The 19,355-nt window shown below is 54.4% G+C and carries 14 protein-coding genes; 2 read left to right on the top strand and 12 right to left on the bottom strand.

The window, feature by feature from the left end; all coding sequences use genetic code 11:
* The 9 genes from K0H79_RS07755 to K0H79_RS07715 all read right to left on the bottom strand — a co-directional run bounded on the left by K0H79_RS07755 (position 1) and on the right by K0H79_RS07715 (position 12,006).
* Complete coding sequence (locus K0H79_RS07755; protein WP_220067503.1) at positions 1-267, bottom strand: DUF4212 domain-containing protein; 267 nt, start codon at positions 265-267, stop codon at positions 1-3.
* A 256-nt stretch (positions 268-523) separates the two neighbouring features.
* The gene (locus K0H79_RS07750; RefSeq protein WP_220078117.1) at positions 524-1,081 is read right to left on the bottom strand and encodes a thiol:disulfide interchange protein DsbA/DsbL; all 558 of its coding nucleotides are present in this window, start codon (positions 1,079-1,081) and stop codon (positions 524-526) included.
* A 78-nt stretch (positions 1,082-1,159) separates the two neighbouring features.
* A complete protein-coding gene (locus K0H79_RS07745) occupies positions 1,160-1,975 on the bottom strand; it encodes an SDR family oxidoreductase (RefSeq protein ID WP_220077866.1) in 816 nt (271 codons plus the stop codon).
* Positions 1,976-2,040: 65 nt separating this feature from the next.
* Positions 2,041-3,255 carry an HD-GYP domain-containing protein gene (locus K0H79_RS07740; protein ID WP_220067501.1) on the bottom strand — a complete coding sequence of 405 codons (1,215 nt, stop codon included), beginning with the start codon at positions 3,253-3,255 and terminating at the stop codon, positions 2,041-2,043.
* 517 nt (positions 3,256-3,772) lie between these two features.
* Positions 3,773-4,264 (bottom strand): DUF2919 domain-containing protein, encoded by a 492-nt coding sequence (locus K0H79_RS07735; RefSeq protein WP_220067500.1) that lies wholly within the window; start codon positions 4,262-4,264, stop codon positions 3,773-3,775.
* A 128-nt stretch (positions 4,265-4,392) separates the two neighbouring features.
* A complete protein-coding gene (locus tag K0H79_RS07730) occupies positions 4,393-5,340 on the bottom strand; it encodes a collagenase (protein WP_220077865.1) in 948 nt (315 codons plus the stop codon).
* A gap of 125 nt (positions 5,341-5,465) precedes the next feature.
* A complete protein-coding gene (ligA, locus tag K0H79_RS07725) occupies positions 5,466-7,478 on the bottom strand; it encodes an NAD-dependent DNA ligase LigA (protein ID WP_258405495.1) in 2,013 nt (670 codons plus the stop codon).
* A gap of 62 nt (positions 7,479-7,540) precedes the next feature.
* Entirely contained in the window at positions 7,541-8,563 is a 1,023-nt protein-coding gene (gene zipA, locus K0H79_RS07720) for a cell division protein ZipA (RefSeq protein ID WP_220077863.1), read from the bottom strand.
* Between the two features lie 23 nt (positions 8,564-8,586).
* Complete coding sequence (locus tag K0H79_RS07715; protein WP_220077862.1) at positions 8,587-12,006, bottom strand: chromosome segregation protein SMC; 3,420 nt, start codon at positions 12,004-12,006, stop codon at positions 8,587-8,589.
* Positions 12,007-12,300: 294 nt separating this feature from the next.
* Between K0H79_RS07715 and cysZ the strand changes: the two genes are divergently transcribed.
* Both cysZ and K0H79_RS07705 read left to right on the top strand, forming a co-directional pair.
* Positions 12,301-13,095 carry a sulfate transporter CysZ gene (gene cysZ / locus K0H79_RS07710; RefSeq protein WP_220077861.1) on the top strand — a complete coding sequence of 265 codons (795 nt, stop codon included), beginning with the start codon at positions 12,301-12,303 and terminating at the stop codon, positions 13,093-13,095.
* Positions 13,096-13,242: 147 nt separating this feature from the next.
* The gene (locus K0H79_RS07705; RefSeq protein ID WP_258405494.1) at positions 13,243-15,591 is read left to right on the top strand and encodes a carbohydrate binding family 9 domain-containing protein; all 2,349 of its coding nucleotides are present in this window, start codon (positions 13,243-13,245) and stop codon (positions 15,589-15,591) included.
* A 79-nt stretch (positions 15,592-15,670) separates the two neighbouring features.
* Here K0H79_RS07705 and K0H79_RS07700 read toward each other — a convergent pair whose 3' ends face one another.
* Genes K0H79_RS07700 through K0H79_RS07690 form a run of 3 tightly spaced genes read right to left on the bottom strand, consistent with a single transcriptional unit; the run spans position 15,671 to position 19,199 of the window.
* Complete coding sequence (locus K0H79_RS07700; protein ID WP_220077859.1) at positions 15,671-16,921, bottom strand: response regulator; 1,251 nt, start codon at positions 16,919-16,921, stop codon at positions 15,671-15,673.
* An 11-nt stretch (positions 16,922-16,932) separates the two neighbouring features.
* Positions 16,933-18,057 carry a beta-ketoacyl-ACP synthase III gene (locus K0H79_RS07695; RefSeq protein ID WP_220067492.1) on the bottom strand — a complete coding sequence of 375 codons (1,125 nt, stop codon included), beginning with the start codon at positions 18,055-18,057 and terminating at the stop codon, positions 16,933-16,935.
* Positions 18,054-19,199, bottom strand: a complete 1,146-nt coding sequence (locus K0H79_RS07690) for an RDD family protein (protein WP_220077858.1) — start codon at positions 19,197-19,199, stop codon at positions 18,054-18,056. The genes K0H79_RS07695 and K0H79_RS07690 overlap by 4 nt, the downstream gene beginning before the upstream one ends.
* Between the last annotated feature and the right edge of the window lie 156 nt (positions 19,200-19,355).

Below are 19,355 nucleotides of genomic sequence, written 5' to 3'. Positions count from 1 at the left end.
TCAGTCTTCGTGAACGTTATATTTTTTATCGAGTGCATTCGCCTTGGACGCGTAGATAAATATCAACGCCACGAACACGTACATGGAACCCTGCTGAGCAAACCAGAATCCCAGTTTGAAGCCCATAAAGGTAATTTGATTGAGCACATCCACCAACAGAATGCCAAAGCCGTAAGATACGACAAACCACACTGCCAGCAGGCTGATAACCAGGCGAAGATTCTCGCGCCAGTAACCTTGAGCCTTTTCGTTGCTTTCGAATGCCATTGTTGTGACTCCCCTGTGTTTGTAATAATTAAGTTAAGTCACGGTTAATCTAACAAGGCAGAGTGTGACCTCAATCACGACCTTAGTCTAAGTGATGATTGCTTATCGCATCTAAATTGCATATTTCTCTTTAATAACATCATCTTGATCCATTCATGATGAATAGCCTTAATTCAGATTTATTACGCCCATTCCGACCTAGGTCTAACAAAGTAAAACGCCCGGCATAGCCGGGCGTTTTGTCTGAAGCCTATTGTCACTGCTTGATTAGGTATTGCACCAACTCGGCTATCTCACCGCTGCTGCGGCCCTGAATGTGCAGCATATACTTGCCATTCACCAACAGGCTTGGCACGCCACGTATGCCTGAGAGCTGCGCCTCGGTATCAAAGTTCATCATGGCCAGTTTACGGTCGGATGACGCAATTGCCTTATCCAGCTCGTCAGCCTTGAGCCCCTGGGACACGAAAAACTGCCGCACGTCTGCTTCTGACTGAAAAGGAGCGACTTCTTGTACATGCTTGAAAATGGCACCGTGGGTCTGCTCGGTGACTTTGAACTTTTGAGCGAGATAATACGCTAGCTGGCTCATTTGCCAGGGCTTGCGGCCTGCGCCAACCGGCGTTCTCTCAAAACGCACCTCTTTGGCGACCAAACCCGCTGCTTCTTCGATGGTATGATCCATCCGAAAACAATGTGGACAGTTATAAGAGAAAAACTCCCGCAGCACGGGGGTATGGCTCTCGCTGAACCCTTCCACCCTGACGTAGTCCTTACCTTCCACAAAAGTCGCGGCCATGGCAGACAAGGACATCAGCAGGCCCCCAAAGGCACCCAAGAGCTTTAACGATGTTTTCACGGACAAACTTCCTTTTATCAATGATTTTATGCTTTAAAACGCATCTGCAGCATTCAGCATCGCCACAGGATCGGGGTAAGAATACTTAAAGCCGTGCAGACGACAAATCAGGCTGCCGTCGACAAGCTTACCGTCGGTGTCGTCGCCGGCTAAAAACTCTGGTAACTCATAGCCGGCGGCCTGTGCAGCCGTGGTGTAAAACTCGGCCTTTGTGGGGTGCTGCGGCGCACACAGGTTGTAACAGGGGGCCAGGGTATCGGCGAAAATAAGCGCCACAACACCCTCAATGCAATCGGTGAGGTGCACCAGGTTAACCGGCACGGCGCCACCCGCGATGTCTTTTTTACCGGCAAAAAAGCGCCCGGGGTGTCGCTCGGGCCCCACCAGTCCGGCAAAACGAACCACTGTGGTATTAAACGGAGCAAACAGGGCTTCAGCACCCAGCAAGATTGCCGCCGTGGGGGAATGAGCACTGCTGTCTTTTTCATCCACCAGTTTGGGAAGATCGGGATAAACTCCGGTGGAGCTGATAAAAATCAATCGTTTGGGAGGTGTTTTTATGGCGTCACGCAATGTCGCGAGGCGCTCAAGATAGCTTGTGTCGCCGCGGCGAAGACCGGGAGGCAGATTGATTACCAACACATCGGCATCGAGCAATCCTTCTGGCAGGGCGGCATCCTGGTCCAAATCCACACAATAGCCTTCAATGCCTTCTTGTGTGAGTACATCCACGCCTGCAGGCGTACGTTTGCACCCTTTAACCGTGAGGCCCTTGCTTTTCAGCAGCCTGGCAAGGGGCAACCCGAACCAGCCACAGCCGACAATAGAAATGGTTTTAAAATCAGACATGAAGTAACAGCTTAATCCCAGTATGGATACAGGAGGGATTCAGAATACGCACCTGAGCAGAAAACTCAAGCTTCGAGCGCGGCAAAGTAATAGCTGATAGGCGCATCTGCCTGGAGCACCCGAATCGCGGCTTCGGAGAGTTCTTCGATTTTGATGACCCTGTCGATACTGACGTCTTCATTCATCAATATTCTGAGCCCGGGATCGCCTCCGGCAGCGCTGCAGGCCCACACCTGGGGCTGCTTGACTTCCCGGGTTGTCATCATCACCTTACCCAAAGAACCGTCGGTGAGATGCACCAGAGTGCCGGGTGGATAAATGCCCAATACCTTCACCAGGGTCGCAATCAGGGCTTCGTCGTGCTTACCTACCCTGTGTTTGAATAAATAACCCAGGGCGACCTGGGGTGAGACAATGCTGTGGCTGGTCATTTGATCTTCAAAATCATTGGCCAATGCGACGATTTGCGTGGTTCTGGGAATTTTTTTCCCGGTAAGGCCATCCGGAAAACCTGTGCCATCAATAAATTCGTGATGATGACGAATAATGTGCAGCACCTCTTCAGGAAACAAACCGCTGCGACTGAGCATCTCATGACCATAGTTGGGATGCTGGTTCATGAAGTTGATTTCCTGGGTGGTGAGCGGCCCGCGCTTTCGACGGATATTATCCGGCACCCTGAGCTTACCTATGTCATGCAGCAGCGCACCCAGCGCGATATCCCGCATGTCTTTTTTGGGCATATCCATGCTCTTGGCAATCATCAGCGACAACACGGCTACGCTGATCCCATGCTGGGTAACCGAGGTGCCCTGCTCTCCTGCGCTCACCAGTGCAAGATAAGCGGCTTCCTGCTCAAACAAGTGTTCCAGCATCTGCTCAACCAAAGTGGCAGACAAACGGTAAGCCCCTTCGGGATCGCTGCCAAGTTTCCCCACCAGGCTGCGGCTGTCATTTACACAGTCCAAAAAACGCTTCTGGCTTTTGCGTATCGCGACTCTGGCCTCACGCTTTACATCCCGCTCAGGCATGTCTTCGTCAAAGCCATCATCTTCGATTGGCACCTCTTCCTTGGGTACGTCTTCATCCAGCAGCTCAGCGCCGGCGAGCACCAACACATGTTGCACCTTCAGGCCCCGGATCATTTCTATCTGCGCCTGTTCTTTGAGTTCAATACGATTGATAAGAAACGGGTGCTCCGTCCAGGACAGCGGCAGCTTTACTGTGAGTCCCAATCTAAGTTCTGAGACCGGAATGGAAATGGGGTTGCTTTTGGCCAATCAAAGCCTCCGAAGAGGGGTGTAAAAACCTCGATGACGGAATAGCGGTTGATAACACGCCAATCCTATGAATTAAAAGCGTAAATCCATATCCAGCATAAGGCAAATATTTATCTGACAAGTTTGGGGCCAGTGACGCATTTTTGACACAGCAGACCTGGGTTGAATTGTTTTCAGCTTAACACAATTGTATACATTATCCATCTTATGCATAATAGCTTTGTCACTGCGGCGCTTCGCACCCCGGGCCCGTGGTGGATTGTGTTGCTGTCAATTGTCCCGGGTAACAGGCTCACGCCTGTGACTCAGGTTACATTCCTTTTGTTGGTCAAGGGGCGAAGGTAAGTTTTTGGCTTATCAGCCCTCAGATGTTGGCGCTGCCCCGGCAGCGCTTTTTTTTGCCCGGCACTTTATCCCCGCACATCAACAGTAAACAAAGTCCGAAACCTGAAAACACCAATCAGTCCTTCCATAACAGCGACGAACTCAGCAGGCGTTTGAGCAGGCGCTGCGCTACTTATTGATGGATAACAGGACGCTTCCAGTCCGCGAGGTAAAGCCGTAAATGGCTGGATTTCAGAAGATAAATGGCAAACCAGAAAATCAGCACCGCATCGGCGGCCGCGGTCCATGAAAACAAAAAGCCGCTGGAGAGCAAACGCGCTACAAGCATCACAGCATCCAGCACCAACAAGGGCCACAGCAGCCATTTCAAATGGCTGAAGAGACTCATCGCCCAATCCGGCCGCGCCTTACGCTCTAGGATAATCAGCCCATAACACAGCAAGGCGCCAAATCCCGTGGCAAGCGCCAGCAAAAAGCTTTCTTTATGGGGATAAAACAGCCTTACCAAGCCTGCCCTGTCGCTGAATTGGGTAAGCGAGGCCACAAATACCACCCAGCCGCGGGCAAGAAATGTCAGCAGTAAATAGAGCCCCAGCGGCGGTTTGATATGGCCCTTGTCATCGACCCAGCGAATGTGTTCAAACTTGAGCAAAGTGTGCTCCACGTCATGTCTTTCCCTTGAGTTGGGGGCAAGGTGGCCGGGATTCAAGGCCTGAGAAACACAAAGACCCGCTTATGCGGGCCTTTATTATGAAGATTGGTCGTCCCAGGCGAAGCGACTATCGCAAGGGACTAGCGCTGCTTGCGCGCTTGGTGCTCGGCATGACGCAGCAGCATCTGCTCACGCTTGCTATCCAGCGCCGTAGCCTTTTGCGACGCAAGGCCATTCAGCCACTCGGCAAACTCGGCCTGATAGTTTGTCGCAAAGCTGCCAAGCGCCCCATCATAACTGGCAAACTGGTTATGTTTCAGATGCTCTGTCATGGCCAGCACTTCGGCTTCGTGGCGCTCAAACAGGAAGCGGATTGCCAGATAGCTCCAGCGGTAGACCCTGTCGGTGCCGTCCCGGTAACTGGTTGAAAAAATGGTCGCCAGTGTCGGACGACGATTGGCGCGGGTGTTGATTGCGAGGTTCACTGCCGTGGCGTTGTCGGTGCCAAGGGAGAGGTACTCCGCCAGGCCTTCTGCCCACCACACCATCTTGTCCGGGTAGAAATTAAAGCCGCCATAGCTGACAAAGCGCCCTTCCAGGTAATGGATATACTCGTGGCGCAGGTTCCAAATTTCAAACTCAGGGCGCAGCCAATCGGCTTCGTGGGCATAGAAACTCGCCTGGCTGTTCACATCCGCCGGATTGCCCTCAATATAGATGCCACCATTGTTGGTGTTGATATTGAAAAGCTCATAGCCGTATTTGTCGTATTGGTTGTAATCATCAAATACCACCACCCGCAGGCTGTCGTTGTAATCGTTTGCCACCGGCTCACCAAAGGTTTGCATTCTCTGGTGGAAATCACTTTCCTGACTTGAGAGCTGCGCGCAGGTATCAGCGATTTGCGGGTCAGTCATGTTCTGGGCCCACAAATTGATGGTGGCGCTGCAATCTACACGGATAGGCAAGACCACATCGGGGTCGGCAGGCTCGGTGGGGTTGGTACCTGGCCGACCCTTGGCGTGGGAAACCGCACTGATGAGTGCCAGCAGCAAACCGGCGGCGATAAGGGACTTGGGTGAGTGCATGTGTTATCTCCAGTTGTTATATTTATGTTGCTGGATATTGTATATTTTATTTATCAAATGCTGGCAACAAAAAAACGCCAACCTGAAGTTGACGTTTTTTCAACTGGATAAGTTTTTAAATATAATCAGAGGCCTATCAGCTCAATCAGACCAGCCTCATCCAATACCGGGATACCCAGTTCCTGGGCCTTGGCAAGCTTGGAGCCAGCTGCTTCACCGGCAACCACGCAGTGGGTGTTCTTGGAGACACTGCCCGCCACCTTGGCGCCAAGTGCCTCAAGCTTGGTCTTGGCCTCGGTGCGGCCAAGACTGGTGAGGGTACCCGTGAGCACCCAGGTTTGGCCAAGCAGCGGCTGTGCATCGGCCGATGGCTTTTCGATGGCAGGCCAGTTCACGCCAGCATTGATCAGCGCATCTATTACCTCAAGGTTATGGGGCTGGGCAAAAAAGTGCGCCACGTGCTGAGCAACCACAGTGCCCACATCCTCCACCTGCATCAGGGCGTCCACATCGGCCTTCCTTATGGCATCCAGGCTCAGGAAATGTTTCGCCAGGTTAGCGGCTGTGGCCTCCCCTACTTCCCGAATACCCAGTGCATACAAAAACTTGGGCAAGGTGGTGGTTTTGGCCTCTTCAATGGCCGCCATCAGATTGGTGGCCGACTTGGTGCCCATACGCTCAAGCATGGTCAGCTTGGACACATTGAGCTTGAACAGATCCGCCGGGCTTTCCACCAGCTCTTTATCGATAAGTTGCTCAACCACCTTGTCACCCATGCCATCGATATACATGGCCTTGCGGGAGGCAAAGTGCTTGATGGCCTCACGGCGCTGGGCTTCACAGAAAAGCCCGCCACTGCAGCGTGCCACAGCCTCGCCTTCAATCCGCTCCACCAAAGAGCCACACACGGGGCAAGTATCGGGGAACAGGATATCCTGCGCATTCTCGGGGCGGCGCTCCGCCACCACGGCCACAATTTGCGGAATAACATCTCCGGCGCGGCGAATAATCACGGTATCGCCAATCTTCACCCCAAGACGGGCAATTTCATCGCCATTGTGCAAAGTCGCGTTGGATACGGTCACGCCGCCCACAAAGACAGGTTTTAAGCGGGCGACAGGGGTGACGGCGCCAGTGCGGCCCACCTGAAAATCAACGCCTTCCAGCAAGGTCATTTCTTCCTGTGCCGGAAACTTAAAGGCAATGGCCCAACGCGGCGCTCGGGCCACAAACCCGAGCTGCTGCTGGGCTTCGATGTCGTTAACCTTGATAACCACGCCATCGATTTCAAAGGCAAGCTCGTCACGTCGCTTGAGGATGTCGGCGTAGTAGGCCATCACCTCGGCAAGGCCTTCACAGAGTTTCACTTCCTTGCTCACCGGCAAACCGAAGGCTGTAAGGCGCTCCAGCTGGCCTTTGTGGGTGGGCGCCAGCACCAAATCGGCACCGTTGTCGTCCTGCACTACGCCCAGGGCGTAGGCATAAAAGGCCAGTGAGCGCTCGGCGGTTATCTTGCTGTCCAGCTGACGCAGGCTGCCGGCGGCGGCATTGCGGGGATTGACGAACAGCTTGTCACCTCTTGCCCGGGCGCGGTCGTTCAGCGCTTCAAAAGCAGCCCTTGGCATAAAGACCTCGCCACGCACTTCCACCAATGCCGGTATATCATCGCCCTGCAGTCTCAAGGGCACCGACTTGATGGTGCGCATATTCACGCTGATATCTTCCCCGACGGCGCCATCGCCACGGGTAGCGGCACGCTCAAGCACGCCATGTCGGTAAATCAGGCTCACTGCGAGGCCATCGAGTTTGGGCTCGGCGCAGTACACCTGGGGACCCACCTTGTCGGTCAGGCGCTTATCAAAGGCAACAAAGTCTTCTTCATTGAAGGCATTATCCAGGCTCAGCATGGGTTTGAGGTGGCTGACCTGCTCAAATTTATTCAGTGCCGCGCCGCCCACACGCTGGGTGGGCGAGTCTGGCTCGGCAAACTCCGGGTGCTCGGCTTCCAGCGCTTTGAGCTGGTTCATCAGCCGGTCGTATTCCGCATCGGGAATACTTGGCGCATCCTGCACATAGTAGGCAATGTTGTGACGATTGATTTCAGCGGTAAGACGTTGAATTTCGGCTTTGACTTGCATGATGGTACCTTGGAAATGCGCGGGGCCGCTCATGCGGCCCCACTTTGTAAATCAATAACTTGTTATGCGCTGGCGCGGATGCGGGCGAGATACTGCGCCTTGGTGGCATCGCTCCAGAGTTGGCGCTGACCGTCAAGCACCAGTGCATCGAGGTCGTCCGCGAGCTGACAGGCAGAGTTCAGCATCAGTGAGAAGTTCATCACCGCTTCACCGTGGCATGGCAGTGTCATAAAGAGCACTATGCCGTGGGTGTTGAACTGCTCCATGGTGTCGGGATCGAAGGTGCCAGGCTTAAGCATATTGGCGAGCGAAAACAGTACCTTGCCGTTACCGGCGTTATCTTCATGGCGATGGAATATTTCCATGTCACCGTATTTGAAATTCAGTTCAAGCAGGCAGGGCAGCAGCTCGGCACCGGCCAGTACCTGGCCTTCCCGGGCCACCACGTGCAACACCAGCACATCGCGGGGATCCGGCAGCGGCTCTTCAGCCTTCACTTGAGGCTCAGTCTGCGTCGCCTGTGCATGAGTCGCTTGCCCCTGGGCAGTCTCTTGAGGATTTACGGACGCAGGCTGGTTTTCATAGGCGTCATACTCATCTTCGTAGTCGGCGCCCGAGGCGTTTACATCTTCATACAAGTCGCCTTGAGAAGGCTCCTGATCCAGCTCGTCCAGAAGTCCCAGCTGTACCTGTCTGGCACTGGGTGAAGGCTCTTCATGGCGGCGAAGCTCATGAACTGTATGGCTTGGTGCCGTTTCAGGGCGCGACTCCAACACGGGTTCCTGACGCTCTTTAACACGGCGAACCTTGGGCTCGTCAGACAGGGAAAAGGCATCGTCCTGAGTCACTTGCACAGGCTCTGGCTTTTTATCGTCAGGGGCCAGTTTACGCACCCTCACTTCACCAATGCCATCGGCATCAAAGCCTTCGGCGTCACGACGCCCGGGAGACATGGCGTAAGGGGTTCTGGGTTGTTCTTTAATGGTTCGGGGCTGCTGCTTTCTAATAGACCAAAACCCATGCACAAGCACCGCCACAATCGCGATGGCACCGAGCACAAACAAAACCAGTTGTAAATCTTCCATTGGATACCCTGTCTTTCCTGAATTCATTCCGTGTGTGCCATGGCCACGGCTTCTTCGATGTCCACCGCAACGATGCGGGATACGCCGGGCTCATGCATGGTCACACCTACCAACTGATCAGCCATTTCCATGGTTATCTTATTGTGGCTGATGTATATAAACTGCACGCTGGCCGACATTTCCTGCAGCAGTCTGCAGAATCGATCAACGTTGGCATCATCCAGCGGTGCATCGACCTCGTCGAGCATACAAAAAGGGGCTGGATTCAACCTGAAAATTGCGAACACCAATGATAAAGCGGTCAGCGCCTTTTCACCACCCGAGAGCAGGTGAATTGTGGAGTTCTTTTTCCCGGGCGGCCTCGCCATGATGGTCACACCGGTTTCCAGTAAATCATTGTCTGTGAGCGCAAGATAAGCACTGCCGCCACCAAACACCTTGGGGAACAAGGTCCCAAGATCGGCATTGACCTGTTCAAAGGTCGCTTTGAAGCGGCTGCGGGTTTCCCTGTCTATCTTGCGGATAGCCTCTTCAAGGCTTTCCAGCGCCTGCTCGAGATCCCTGTCCTGCTCATCCAGATAATCTTTGCGCGCCTTGGCTTCATCGTACTCTTCAATCGCCGCCAAATTTATGGCGCCCAAGCGACTGATTTTACTTCGAAGCTTCTCCAATCTTTGCTGCCACTCCTCCACTGAAGCGTGGGGAGGTACGCTTGGCAACACCTCATTGAGTCGAATATTAGCCTCGGCCAACTGCCCAAGTTGAGTGTCACCCTGCCCCTTTAAACCTTCCCGTCGTAGCTTTAACGATTCGAGGGTATGAGTCAAGTGGTCTATCTTGCCAACTTCTTGTTTTTGCTTCAATAGTAAAGCATCAATCTGTTCCTGAACCTGAGCCTGCCGACTGCGGTTTTCCGCCAGTGCCGTTTGCCTTGTTTGCTGGGTGGCAAGCTGCTCACGCAATTTCATGGATAAGGCTTCGCGGTCGGCGTCACCACTGTGCTCAGACTGGGCTTTAAGTTCGGCATCCAGGGTCGCTTTTTGCGTCAATAATTTTGACAGTTGCTCCTTTCCCGATGCCATTTGCTGGCTGATAAGGGCCAGAGACGTGGCCATTTCGGCACGTGTCGCCTTAGCCGCTTCGACGGATTTATCAATATTTGCGACCGAGGCTCGCCGCTCTTCCGCCATGCGTCTGGCCGGGATGAGTTGCTCCCGTGCCTGTGCCAAGGCCTCTGCCGCCTGCTCCAATGCTTCTTCCTGCTGCATCAGGGCTTCGTCTGCCACTTCCAGCTCCAGCACCGACTGCTCGTGCTGCTGGGTCAAACGCTGGATTTGTTCATCGATGAACGCTCGCTGTTTGGCGCGCTGGGCCTGGTGAGCGACGCTCGCCTCCCACAGGGTTTGCTGGCGAGCCTGAAGTTGTTTGGCTTCAAACAGCTCTGCTTCAACGGCTTCCCGATGAATACGGGCCAGATTCAGCCCATCACGCTGCTCTGCCACTGCCCGTTCAAGTTGAGCAAGCTCAGCCTGTATCAGGCCAAGGCGGGCACCCAGTGCTTCAGCCTCTGCTTTAAGTGCCACCTTGTCGGTGCCGGCACCCTGTTGTTGCAGCACCAATCCATGGCCGACCAGATAGCCGTCCCTGGTGGCGATGAGCGTGCTTTGTGCTGTACCAACCAGGCGCTCCTGTGCCACATTCAAGCTTTCGGCAAAGCCAACGTTATCCAGCCAGGGCGCAAGATTGACCGGCGCCCGCATAATGCCCCAGTCGCGCTTTTCCTGATAACTGAATCCCTGACCATCAAACGCGTCCTGACCAAAGGCGGTGTCTTCAAACAGGGGCTGCTCCAACAGATGCCCAAGCAGTAGCTCTGCGGTCTTCTCCCAGCCCGCTGCCACATCAAGACGCTGCCAGAGTTTGGTACGCGCAGGTCCGGCTGCATTGCCTGCATTGTCTTCAAGCAATCTGGACAGCACCGAATAGCGCCCCTGAGCTTCGCTCTGTTCGCCACGGCACTTTGCCAGTGCCTGTTCACACTCGGCGAGTGCCGTCTTTGCCTGGGCCTGTGCCGCTTTGGCGTTATCCAACCTTTCCATCAGCGGCGCCAGACTTTGCTGCGATGGCGGCGTAACAGAGTCAACGTTCTCATCCACATGGGACGCTTGCTGCTCCCGGTATCCCGACAGCGACTGCGCTTTTTCCTGGCTCACCTGTTTAAGATGGACGAGTCGCTGGGAAGTCAGCTCGCATCTTGCTTTCGTCTCAGCATGGCGGCGCTCTGCCTGGGTCACGGTATCCTTGAGCTGCTCCAACGCGTCTTCGGCGTCTTCCGCACTCTGACTCCAGGCGTCCTGAGTTTCTTCCAATCCCAGTAAGACTTCTTCCTGCCCGGCAAGCTTGTCGGCCGCGTCTTGCTGAGCTGCCTCGAGCGACTCCTGCCTTGCCATGAGCCCGGAAATCTCCTCTGCAAGGCTATCTCCCCGGCTTCGCAGACTGTGACTGCGCTCTTCCAAATGTGACAGTTGCTGCTCAAGGCGCGCCACTTCGGTGCCGGCCAGATAGTAGGCTTCGAGGGTGTCTTGCTCTTCATCCACCAAAGCCGCGAGCACGAGTTTTTGCTCATCGAGCCTGGCGGCGGTGGTATCAAGGGAGGTTTTGGCGCTCTGGTATAAAAATTCCTGCTGCGCAATTTCGCGGCCAAGGGCATCGGCCTGCTGACAGATTTCCTGATAGCGCATCACCAGCAGCTCGGCGTGGGTGGTACGCTCGGCCTGTTTGTATTCGCGGTAACGTTTAGCGGCCTCGGCCTGCACCGCGAGCTTGTCGAGCTGTTTACCCAGCTCCAGTCGAATATCCCCCAGGCGTTCCAGGTTTTCGCGGGTATGGCGGATACGGTTTTCGGTGTCGCGGCGACGCTCTTTATAGCGGGAGATACCGGCGGCTTCTTCGATAAAAACCCTGAGTTCCTGGGGCCGGGATTCAATCAGGCGCGAAATCATGCCCTGTTCGATAATGGCGTAGCTTCGCGGCCCAAGGCCGGTGCCCATAAAGAGATCTGTGATGTCCTTGCGGCGACATTTCTGGCCGTTGAGAAAATACAGCGACTCGCCATCGCGACTGACCTGACGCTTTACCGCAATTTCTTCATAGCTGGCGTACTGGCCGCCAAGACGCCCTTCTCTGTTATCAAATACCAGCTCTACCCCGGCAACAGACACTGGCCTGCGGGCACTGGAGCCATTGAAGATAACGTCGGTCATGGAATCGCCGCGAAGGTGCTTGGCGGAGCTTTCGCCCAGCACCCAGCGCACAGCATCAATCACGTTGGATTTACCACAGCCATTGGGGCCTATGATGGCTGTTAGGGGATTGGGGAATGGGATCCTGGTGGGATCGACAAACGACTTGAAGCCAGCAAGTTTTATTTGTTTCAGTCTCATAATGCCAGTCAAATCGCTTCAGTGGCCGCCAACGCAGCCGTCGCGCCGATGAAAAAATTGCCCCGCCGGTTGGCGAGAGCTTTCATTCCTGTTGTTTGCTGCCAACTTTACCAAAGCCCATTTGAATTTGTAACGTTTTTATCACCCTAAAAGAGGCCCCGGCCACACAAACAGGCGTCAAGGTGAATACGGCTAGGAGTGCCGGACGTATTTCGCCACAATTTCAACCTTGCAACCTTGGCGGACCTTGGCCGACAATGCCTGCAAACACAAACGTTTGGAGCAAAGCCCCTTATGTCACGACCGTCGCTTTCATCTACCCGGGAATCCGCCCGCCAGGCCAAGAGTGGTTTTAACTACTTTGTGGAAGGCTTTCATCTTATTCGCCGCCCCGGCCTGCGTACCTTCGTCTTTATTCCACTGATGATTAACCTGCTGCTGTTTGCCGGTGCCTTTTACGTGGCGTTTGGCCAGCTTGAGCAGCTTTTTGCCTACATCAGCGGCCAGCTGCCCGAATACCTGTCCTGGCTTAACTTTTTGTTGTGGCCGCTGGCGGTCTTGACCATGTTGGTGGTGATGGCCTTTATTTTCAGCTCAGTAATGAATTGGCTCGCCGCCCCCTTCAATGGTTTGCTCGCGGAAAAGGTAGAGCAGCTGCTCACCGGCAAGCCTCTGTATACAGGAACGACTTCGGACTTAATCAAAGACTTGCCGCGGATCCTTGGCCGTGAATGGCTCAAGCTCAAGTACTACCTGCCCCGCGCAATCCTGTTTTTACTGCTGTTTTGGGTGCCGCTTGTTGGGCAAACCGCCGCCCCTGTGCTGTGGTTTTTGTTCAGCAGTTGGATGATGGCGATTCAGTACTGTGATTATCCCTTCGATAATCACAAGGTCCCGTTTAACGACATGCGTTTCGCCCTGCGGCAAACCAAGGGCACCAGCATGAGTTTTGGTGCCGCCGTCACCTTGTTTTCGATGATCCCTGTGGTGAATTTTATTGTGATGCCAGTGGCCATTTGCGGCGCCACCGCCATGTGGGTTGACCGTTATCGCGAAGCCTACCGCCACCCCAACATAGCGCCGGAATAATCGGCCTCAACTTTGCAATCCGCACCACAAAACGCCCGCTTATATGCGGGCGTTTTATTTCCATTCAGAATTTGTAACAAATCCACCTACATAGCGACCTTCGGCTGGGTTACACTCGCCCACAAAATAATGACAAGAACACACTCAATGAAACCCTTTCGTTTCCCTTTAGCCCCCGCTGCGGCGCTGCTGTTTGCCTTAACCCCAGAGCTCAGCCTTGCCGGCAGTGCCAGCCAATTTGATATTCGCATTCCCTCACTTGCCACAGAGGCACAGATTAACGGCGATCTCAGCGACCCTGTTTGGCAGCAGGCATCCAGCACTTTTCTGACATTCGAAACCCGTCCGGCCGAAAATGCCCCCGCAACAGTGCAAACCCAGGCATGGGTATATGCCACAGACTCCACCCTGTATGTGGCATTCAAGGCTGACGATCCCAACCCGGGCGACGTCCGGGCCCACTTACGCCCCAGAGACGATATCTGGGGCGATGACATGGTCGGTATCAAGTTGGATACCTTTAACAATGCCCGTCTTGCCTATCAGTTTTTTATCAATCCACTGGGGGTTCAACTCGACTCCATCGAAAATGAGCTTAATAAGACTGAAAGTGCCGCCTGGGATGGCATCTGGCAGAGCGCGGGGCAAATCACAGACACAGGTTATCAGGTTGAAGTGGCTATCCCACTGTCGCAATTGAGTTTTGATGATAGCCCCGGTGACAAAACCTGGGGATTTGAGCTCATCCGCTTTCATCCCAGAGACGCCGAGCGCAGGCTATCGACCCACGCCATTTCCCGGCAAAACAGCTGCCAGTTGTGCCAGCTCGGTGTGGCGAGCGGTTTGGCCACGGTCAATCTTGGCAACGGGCTTCAGGTGACGCCCTCCCTCGTCGCCAAGGGCCACAGAGTTCGAGGACAAGCCCCCGGCAGTGAATGGCAGGATGAGCAGGATGTGGATGCGGGCGTGGACCTTCGCTGGGCGCTGAGCCCATCTTCCTTGCTCAATGCCACCCTGAATCCCGATTTTTCGCAGGTGGAAGCCGATGCCGGCCAGCTGGATGTCAACTCGAGTTTCGCTCTGTTTTTCGATGAAAAGCGCAGTTTTTTCCTTGATAACAAAGAGTATTTCGACTCTCAGGTCTCACTGCTGCATACCCGCAATCTGGTTGACCCGGACTATGGGGTAAAATTTACCCACAAGTCAGAGGCACACACCTTTGCATTTTTGGGTGCCAACGACAGCGCCAGCCACTTTCTGGTGCCCGGTAACCTGGGCTCTTCGGTTGCCACTATCGACAGCGAGAGCCACAACCTTGCCGGCCGCTATCTCTACACCAGCAGTGAGCGGCTTGCCGTAGGTGCAGTCATCACCGGCAAGCGCAGCAACGATTACCACAATCTGGTGGTGTCGGCGGATATCAAATACCAGCCAACGGCCCAGGACACCTTTATCGGCCAGTTTGCCAGTTCAGACACCCAGTATCCCGTCGATTTGTATCGGGACTTTTGTGGTTCTGATGATGACTGCCTGCCGGCAGACAGCTGCAATCTCAATGATTGCCAACTTAATGAACAGGTACTCAGAACCCATAAAGAGGGTGCGCTTCGGGGCGAGATGTACCGGCTTGGCTATAAGCACGCCACCAGAGACTACTACCTCAAGGCCGATTACGAGTCGGTGGGTGAAGATTTTCGCGCCGATCTGGGCTTTATCGAGAAAGTCGACCAACGTAAAGCCGTGCTGGGAGGCGGTTATATCTGGTACCCCACCGACAGTTGGTTCAATGAAGTGGAGCTTGGCGGCGACTGGGACATTACCCAAAACCAGAATGGCGAGAAAATCGAGCAGGAGCTGGAAGGCTGGCTCTCGGCTGAAGGTGGCTGGCAAAGCTGGGTAGGCGGTGGCTGGTTAACCCGTGAAAAGGTGGGGCGTCGACTCGATGCAAGCTCACTCGCCATTGACGGCAACACAACCCTGTTTGATGAAACCCGTTTCTGGGCTGAAGCCAGCGCGCATCCGCTGTCGTGGGTTGGCGGGGGTCTGGCCGCATCCTGGGGAGACGAAGTTGACTTGCAAAATAACCGCCTGGGAACCAGCCTGCGGGCCAGCGGCGAGCTTGAGCTCAAGCTGACCGACGGCCTGATGATTGAGGCAAGCCACGCTTACTATGCCCTCGATGTGGACGAAGGACGACTCATCACCGCCAATCTCACGGATGTGCGCATCAACTGGCAGCTGAATGTAGAAAGTTTCATTAGATTTTCAGGTATTTATACCCACATTCGCCGTGACCCTGGGCTTTACCTTTACCACACGCCGGATAACCTCAGCAAAGATTTGGGCACAGAGCTGCTGTATGGCTATAAGCTCAACCCGCTCAGTGTGTTTTATCTGGGTTATGCCGATGGCATGCAGGCGGACGACCATTGGCCGGGCTTGACCCGTACCGAACAATCGCTGTTTATGAAGATGAGTTACGCGTTTATTTTGTAACTGACTGAAAGGTATTAAAAAGCGCAGCATGGTTCATCTGCTGCGCTTTCAGTACTCCTGCGACGCTTTCAAAACGAACTTACTCTGCCAACACGCAGCGATTACGCCCGCTTGTTTTGGCTTGGTAGAGTGCCACATCGGCACGTTTTATCAGGCTATCCAGAGTATCCCCGCTGCCTTGCCCAAGCTCAGCAATGCCTATGCTTGCGGTCAATCTCAGTTCCAGCTCACCAAACACAAATGGCTCCATCGCCAGGCGTTCACGAAAGCCTTCCATCAGTGCCAGCACACGCTTGCCGTCCAGCCCTTTCAAAGCCACTACAAATTCCTCGCCGCCAAAACGGGCCACGGTAAAATGTTGCCCGAGCGACTGCTTCAAGCGGGAAGCAAACTCAGTGAGTACAAAATCGCCGACATCATGGCCATGGTTATCATTGACGTCTTTAAAAAAATCGATATCCAGCACAGCGAGCGAAAAACTCGCGCCCTGCTGCCCCAGCACTGGCACCTGCTGACTGAAGCGATTGAAGAAAAAACGGCGGTTATACACTGAAGTCAGGTAATCCAGATTGGCCTGCTCCCAGAGCTGCCTGACCATCTCAAGGGATTCCAGGGTGTTGCTGACGCGACAGTGAAACTCTTCGTGTACAAAGGGCTTTTGCAAAAAATCATTGGCACCGTTTTTAATAAATCGCGCCGTGAGGGTTTCGTCTGTGTCGTTTGAAAGACCGATAATCGCCATTTCCTCACGGCTGAATTTTTCCCGGGCCTTTAGGATAAGTTCAAAACCATCGATACCCGGCATATTGTAATCGGCAATAAGCAGGCGAATGCCGGGCACGGCGTCAAGCAGCTCCAGGGCCCTGGTACCGTTTTCGGCTTCAATCACTTCAAAAAGATGCAGCTCCAGCAGGTTACGGACAAACTTGCGGCTGAGGGCCGAGTCGTCGGCCACCAGCACCTTGGTGTGGCGGTTGCGGGCAAGGGTGGCGATGAGTTTGACGACGTACTCGTAACTGTAACGGTTTTCCTTGTAGACATAATCCACTATGCCCATTTGCAACAAGCGCCGTCGCTGCTGCGCATCCAGGCTGCCGGTCAGCACGATACAGGGCGTTTGACTGCCAAGCACCAGCTCGACACTCTCCCCGCCCGGTGCATCGGGCAGGTTGAGATCGCAGATGGCCACAAAATAGTCATGCTCGGCGAGCAGAGCCGCGGCGCTGGCTAAGTCCGGCGCAACGTCAATGCTGCACTCGAGCTGATGGGTCAGCATATGCTTGAGGACGCGTGCTGCCACGCTGCTGTCTTCGACGACCAGAATCCGCACCCTGAGACTCCTTACACTGCCCGCAAAATAAAGCTGCCAATGGAATAACCCGCGCCGAAGGAGCACAGAAGTCCCAGGTCGCCACTGCCAAGCCCTGCTCTGTGCTGATGCAGCGCAATGACAGAGCCGGCCGATGCCGTGTTGGCATAACGGTCGAGCACCACCGGCGCCTTATCTGCACTCACATCATCCCCCAGCAGCTTCTTCACCACAAACTGGTTCATATTGATGTTGGCCTGATGCAGCCACAGCCGCTTCATGGCCTCAGGCGTGAGGCCTGCCTCAGCAAACTGACTGTCGAGATGACTGTAGATCATAGGCAAGAGTTCTTTGAACACTTTTCGGCCCTGCTGATGGAACAGCTTGTCGGCGTCGTAGGCGGTAGCCGGATCGCAGCGATTGAGAAAGCCAAAATTGCTGCGAATGTTGTTGGAATACTGGGTCACACAGCGATGCCCGAGGATTTCGAAGCTCTGGTGGCTGCGACTGCCGACCAAAGGCTCTACCACCATGGCTGTGGCCACATCACCAAAAATAAAATGGCTGTCGCGGTCTCGGTAGTTGACCTGCGCCGAGCAAATTTCGGGGCAAATTACCAGGGCGCGTCTGGCACTGCCTTGGGCAATCAAGCCCTTGGCGGCAGCCAAACCAAAGGTGGCCGAGCTGCAGGCCACCTGCATATCAAACCCGAAGCCCGATGTACCCAGGGCCTGCTGAATCTCGATGGCCATGGCGGGATACGCCCTTTGGGTATAGGCGCAGGCGACTATGACCAGGTCGATATCTGATGGTTGCAGCCCGGCATTGGCCAGAGCCTCCTGAGCGGCCAACACCCCCATTTCACCCTGCAGTGACAGGGCATCCGCTGGCCGCTCCGGGATCAGCGGCATCATGATTTCAGGGTCGAGGATCCCGTCTTTCACCATCACATAGCGATGCTTAATCCCCGAGGCCTTTTCAATAAATTCGCTGGAAGAGTAGGCAAGTGGCTCAATGTGGCCAAGGTCGATTTGGCCTTCATGCTCCCGGTTAAAGAGATCGACATAGGCATTAAAGCTGGCGACAAGGGCATCATTGTCTATCCCCTCCGGCGGCGTAAAAACGCCGGTGCCGGTAATGGCAATTGACTGAGTCATGTTTTGTTTCCTTCTGGATCTGGGGTCTGCCGTGGTTTGGTTAAATCAATCACCACGGTGGACGATATCTTGTCCTGAATGGCCTGGCGGTTTGCGTCCCAATACACCTGCAAAAAACCCAATAGTCCGGTCGCGAACCCGGCGCCATAGCCGCCATAGCGGCCAAAAGCAGCCCAGAGTCCCAACTTGGAGCCGTCCAATGAAATCACCCGGATCCCAAGGAGTTTTTTGCCCAGTGTCTGGCCATCAAACCAGGCGGTAAACACAGTAAAGTAGAAAGCGGCCCAGCCGAAACCGAGGCCAAGGTCGTTTAAAATGCCTTTTACCCACTGAATGAGGCTGTAATTGCCTATGGGGGCGGCCTCGAAATCTTTAAATCCACTGCCAGACTGGATGTCTCTTTCATCATCCCCAGGGGACATCTTCATGGTTGCGGGCGATGTATCCTGAGACTGTGCAGCGTCCGGAGCCGAACCAGTCTGCAACACGGCTGAAGTGGCTTTATCTTCTATCAAGGCCGCGCTGCCGCGTTCTGGTAACCCGGCCAAATGCACCTTTAGCCGCTCTTTCAGCGCCATACGCTCCGCATCCGTCAGCGAAACCTCATCGAGGGTGCCAAAAAGCAACGCCTCGGCTTCTTCCCGGGACAGTGATGAGGTCGACAGCTTTTGGGCAAGGGCATCTGCCTGTTCCTCGGCACAGCGCTGGTTTTCGCAAAGCGCAAGTGCGGTTGTGTTTGGCGCCAATGCGATTAACTGGGTCACCGATATGCCATCGGACTGTTGCGCACCGGCATTTTCTGCGCCGTCGCCACGCTGCGCCAGCGACTCAGATAACACATAGAGCATAACCAGGGTCATCAAGAGGTAGATAGCCAGCTTGGCATAGCGGCCAACACTGGTGAGGCGTTTATTCAGATAAGAGGCGAGCAATACCAGTAGCACAAACACCACACCGGCTTCCTCTGCGAGCACAGTAATCACCAAACCATCGATGGTGATGGCAAGGGCACGTTTCAGGGGGGATGCCAGCGGCGTGTAAAGCAGGCCTTCATTCACACTGAAGGCGTGGGGCGTAATGATGGTGCGGGGGTCCTTGCCACCGGGCAAGGCACCTGTGTGATTGGCTTGAGGCTCTGTCATGCTTGTGTCCGGCGGTTGTACACCCGTGGATGACAACTCTCTTATTATTGATTCGAGGTTATCACATTCAATTGCCGAACAAATCAGACATTATGAATAAAAGAGGATGCTTTAATAACTAAAAGAAATAACGAAGAACAAAGAATCACTTCTCAA

The sequence above is a fragment of the Shewanella sp. FJAT-52076 genome, from assembly GCF_019457455.1.
GTDB classification, from domain to species: Bacteria; Pseudomonadota; Gammaproteobacteria; order Enterobacterales; family Shewanellaceae; genus Shewanella; species Shewanella zhangzhouensis.
The sequence above is the reverse complement of the archived record's forward strand: the minus strand, read 5'-3'. Positions and strand labels throughout refer to the sequence as shown.

Bases quoted from the DNA above. Each gene is read 5' to 3' on its own strand.
- K0H79_RS07755 (WP_220067503.1), bottom strand. From the start codon at position 267: ATGGCATTCGAAAGCAACGAAAAGGCTCAAGGTTACTGGCGCGAGAAT.
- K0H79_RS07750 (WP_220078117.1), bottom strand. From the start codon at position 1,081: ATGTCCTTGTCTGCCATGGCCGCGACTTTTGTGGAAGGTAAGGACTAC.
- K0H79_RS07745 (WP_220077866.1), bottom strand. From the start codon at position 1,975: ATGTCTGATTTTAAAACCATTTCTATTGTCGGCTGTGGCTGGTTCGGG.
- K0H79_RS07730 (WP_220077865.1), bottom strand. From the start codon at position 5,340: ATGCACTCACCCAAGTCCCTTATCGCCGCCGGTTTGCTGCTGGCACTC.
- ligA (WP_258405495.1), bottom strand. From the start codon at position 7,478: ATGCAAGTCAAAGCCGAAATTCAACGTCTTACCGCTGAAATCAATCGT.
- zipA (WP_220077863.1), bottom strand. From the start codon at position 8,563: ATGGAAGATTTACAACTGGTTTTGTTTGTGCTCGGTGCCATCGCGATT.
- K0H79_RS07715 (WP_220077862.1), bottom strand. From the start codon at position 12,006: ATGAGACTGAAACAAATAAAACTTGCTGGCTTCAAGTCGTTTGTCGAT.
- cysZ (WP_220077861.1), top strand. From the start codon at position 12,301: ATGTCACGACCGTCGCTTTCATCTACCCGGGAATCCGCCCGCCAGGCC.
- K0H79_RS07705 (WP_258405494.1), top strand. From the start codon at position 13,243: ATGAAACCCTTTCGTTTCCCTTTAGCCCCCGCTGCGGCGCTGCTGTTT.
- K0H79_RS07695 (WP_220067492.1), bottom strand. From the start codon at position 18,057: ATGACTCAGTCAATTGCCATTACCGGCACCGGCGTTTTTACGCCGCCG.
- K0H79_RS07690 (WP_220077858.1), bottom strand. From the start codon at position 19,199: ATGACAGAGCCTCAAGCCAATCACACAGGTGCCTTGCCCGGTGGCAAG.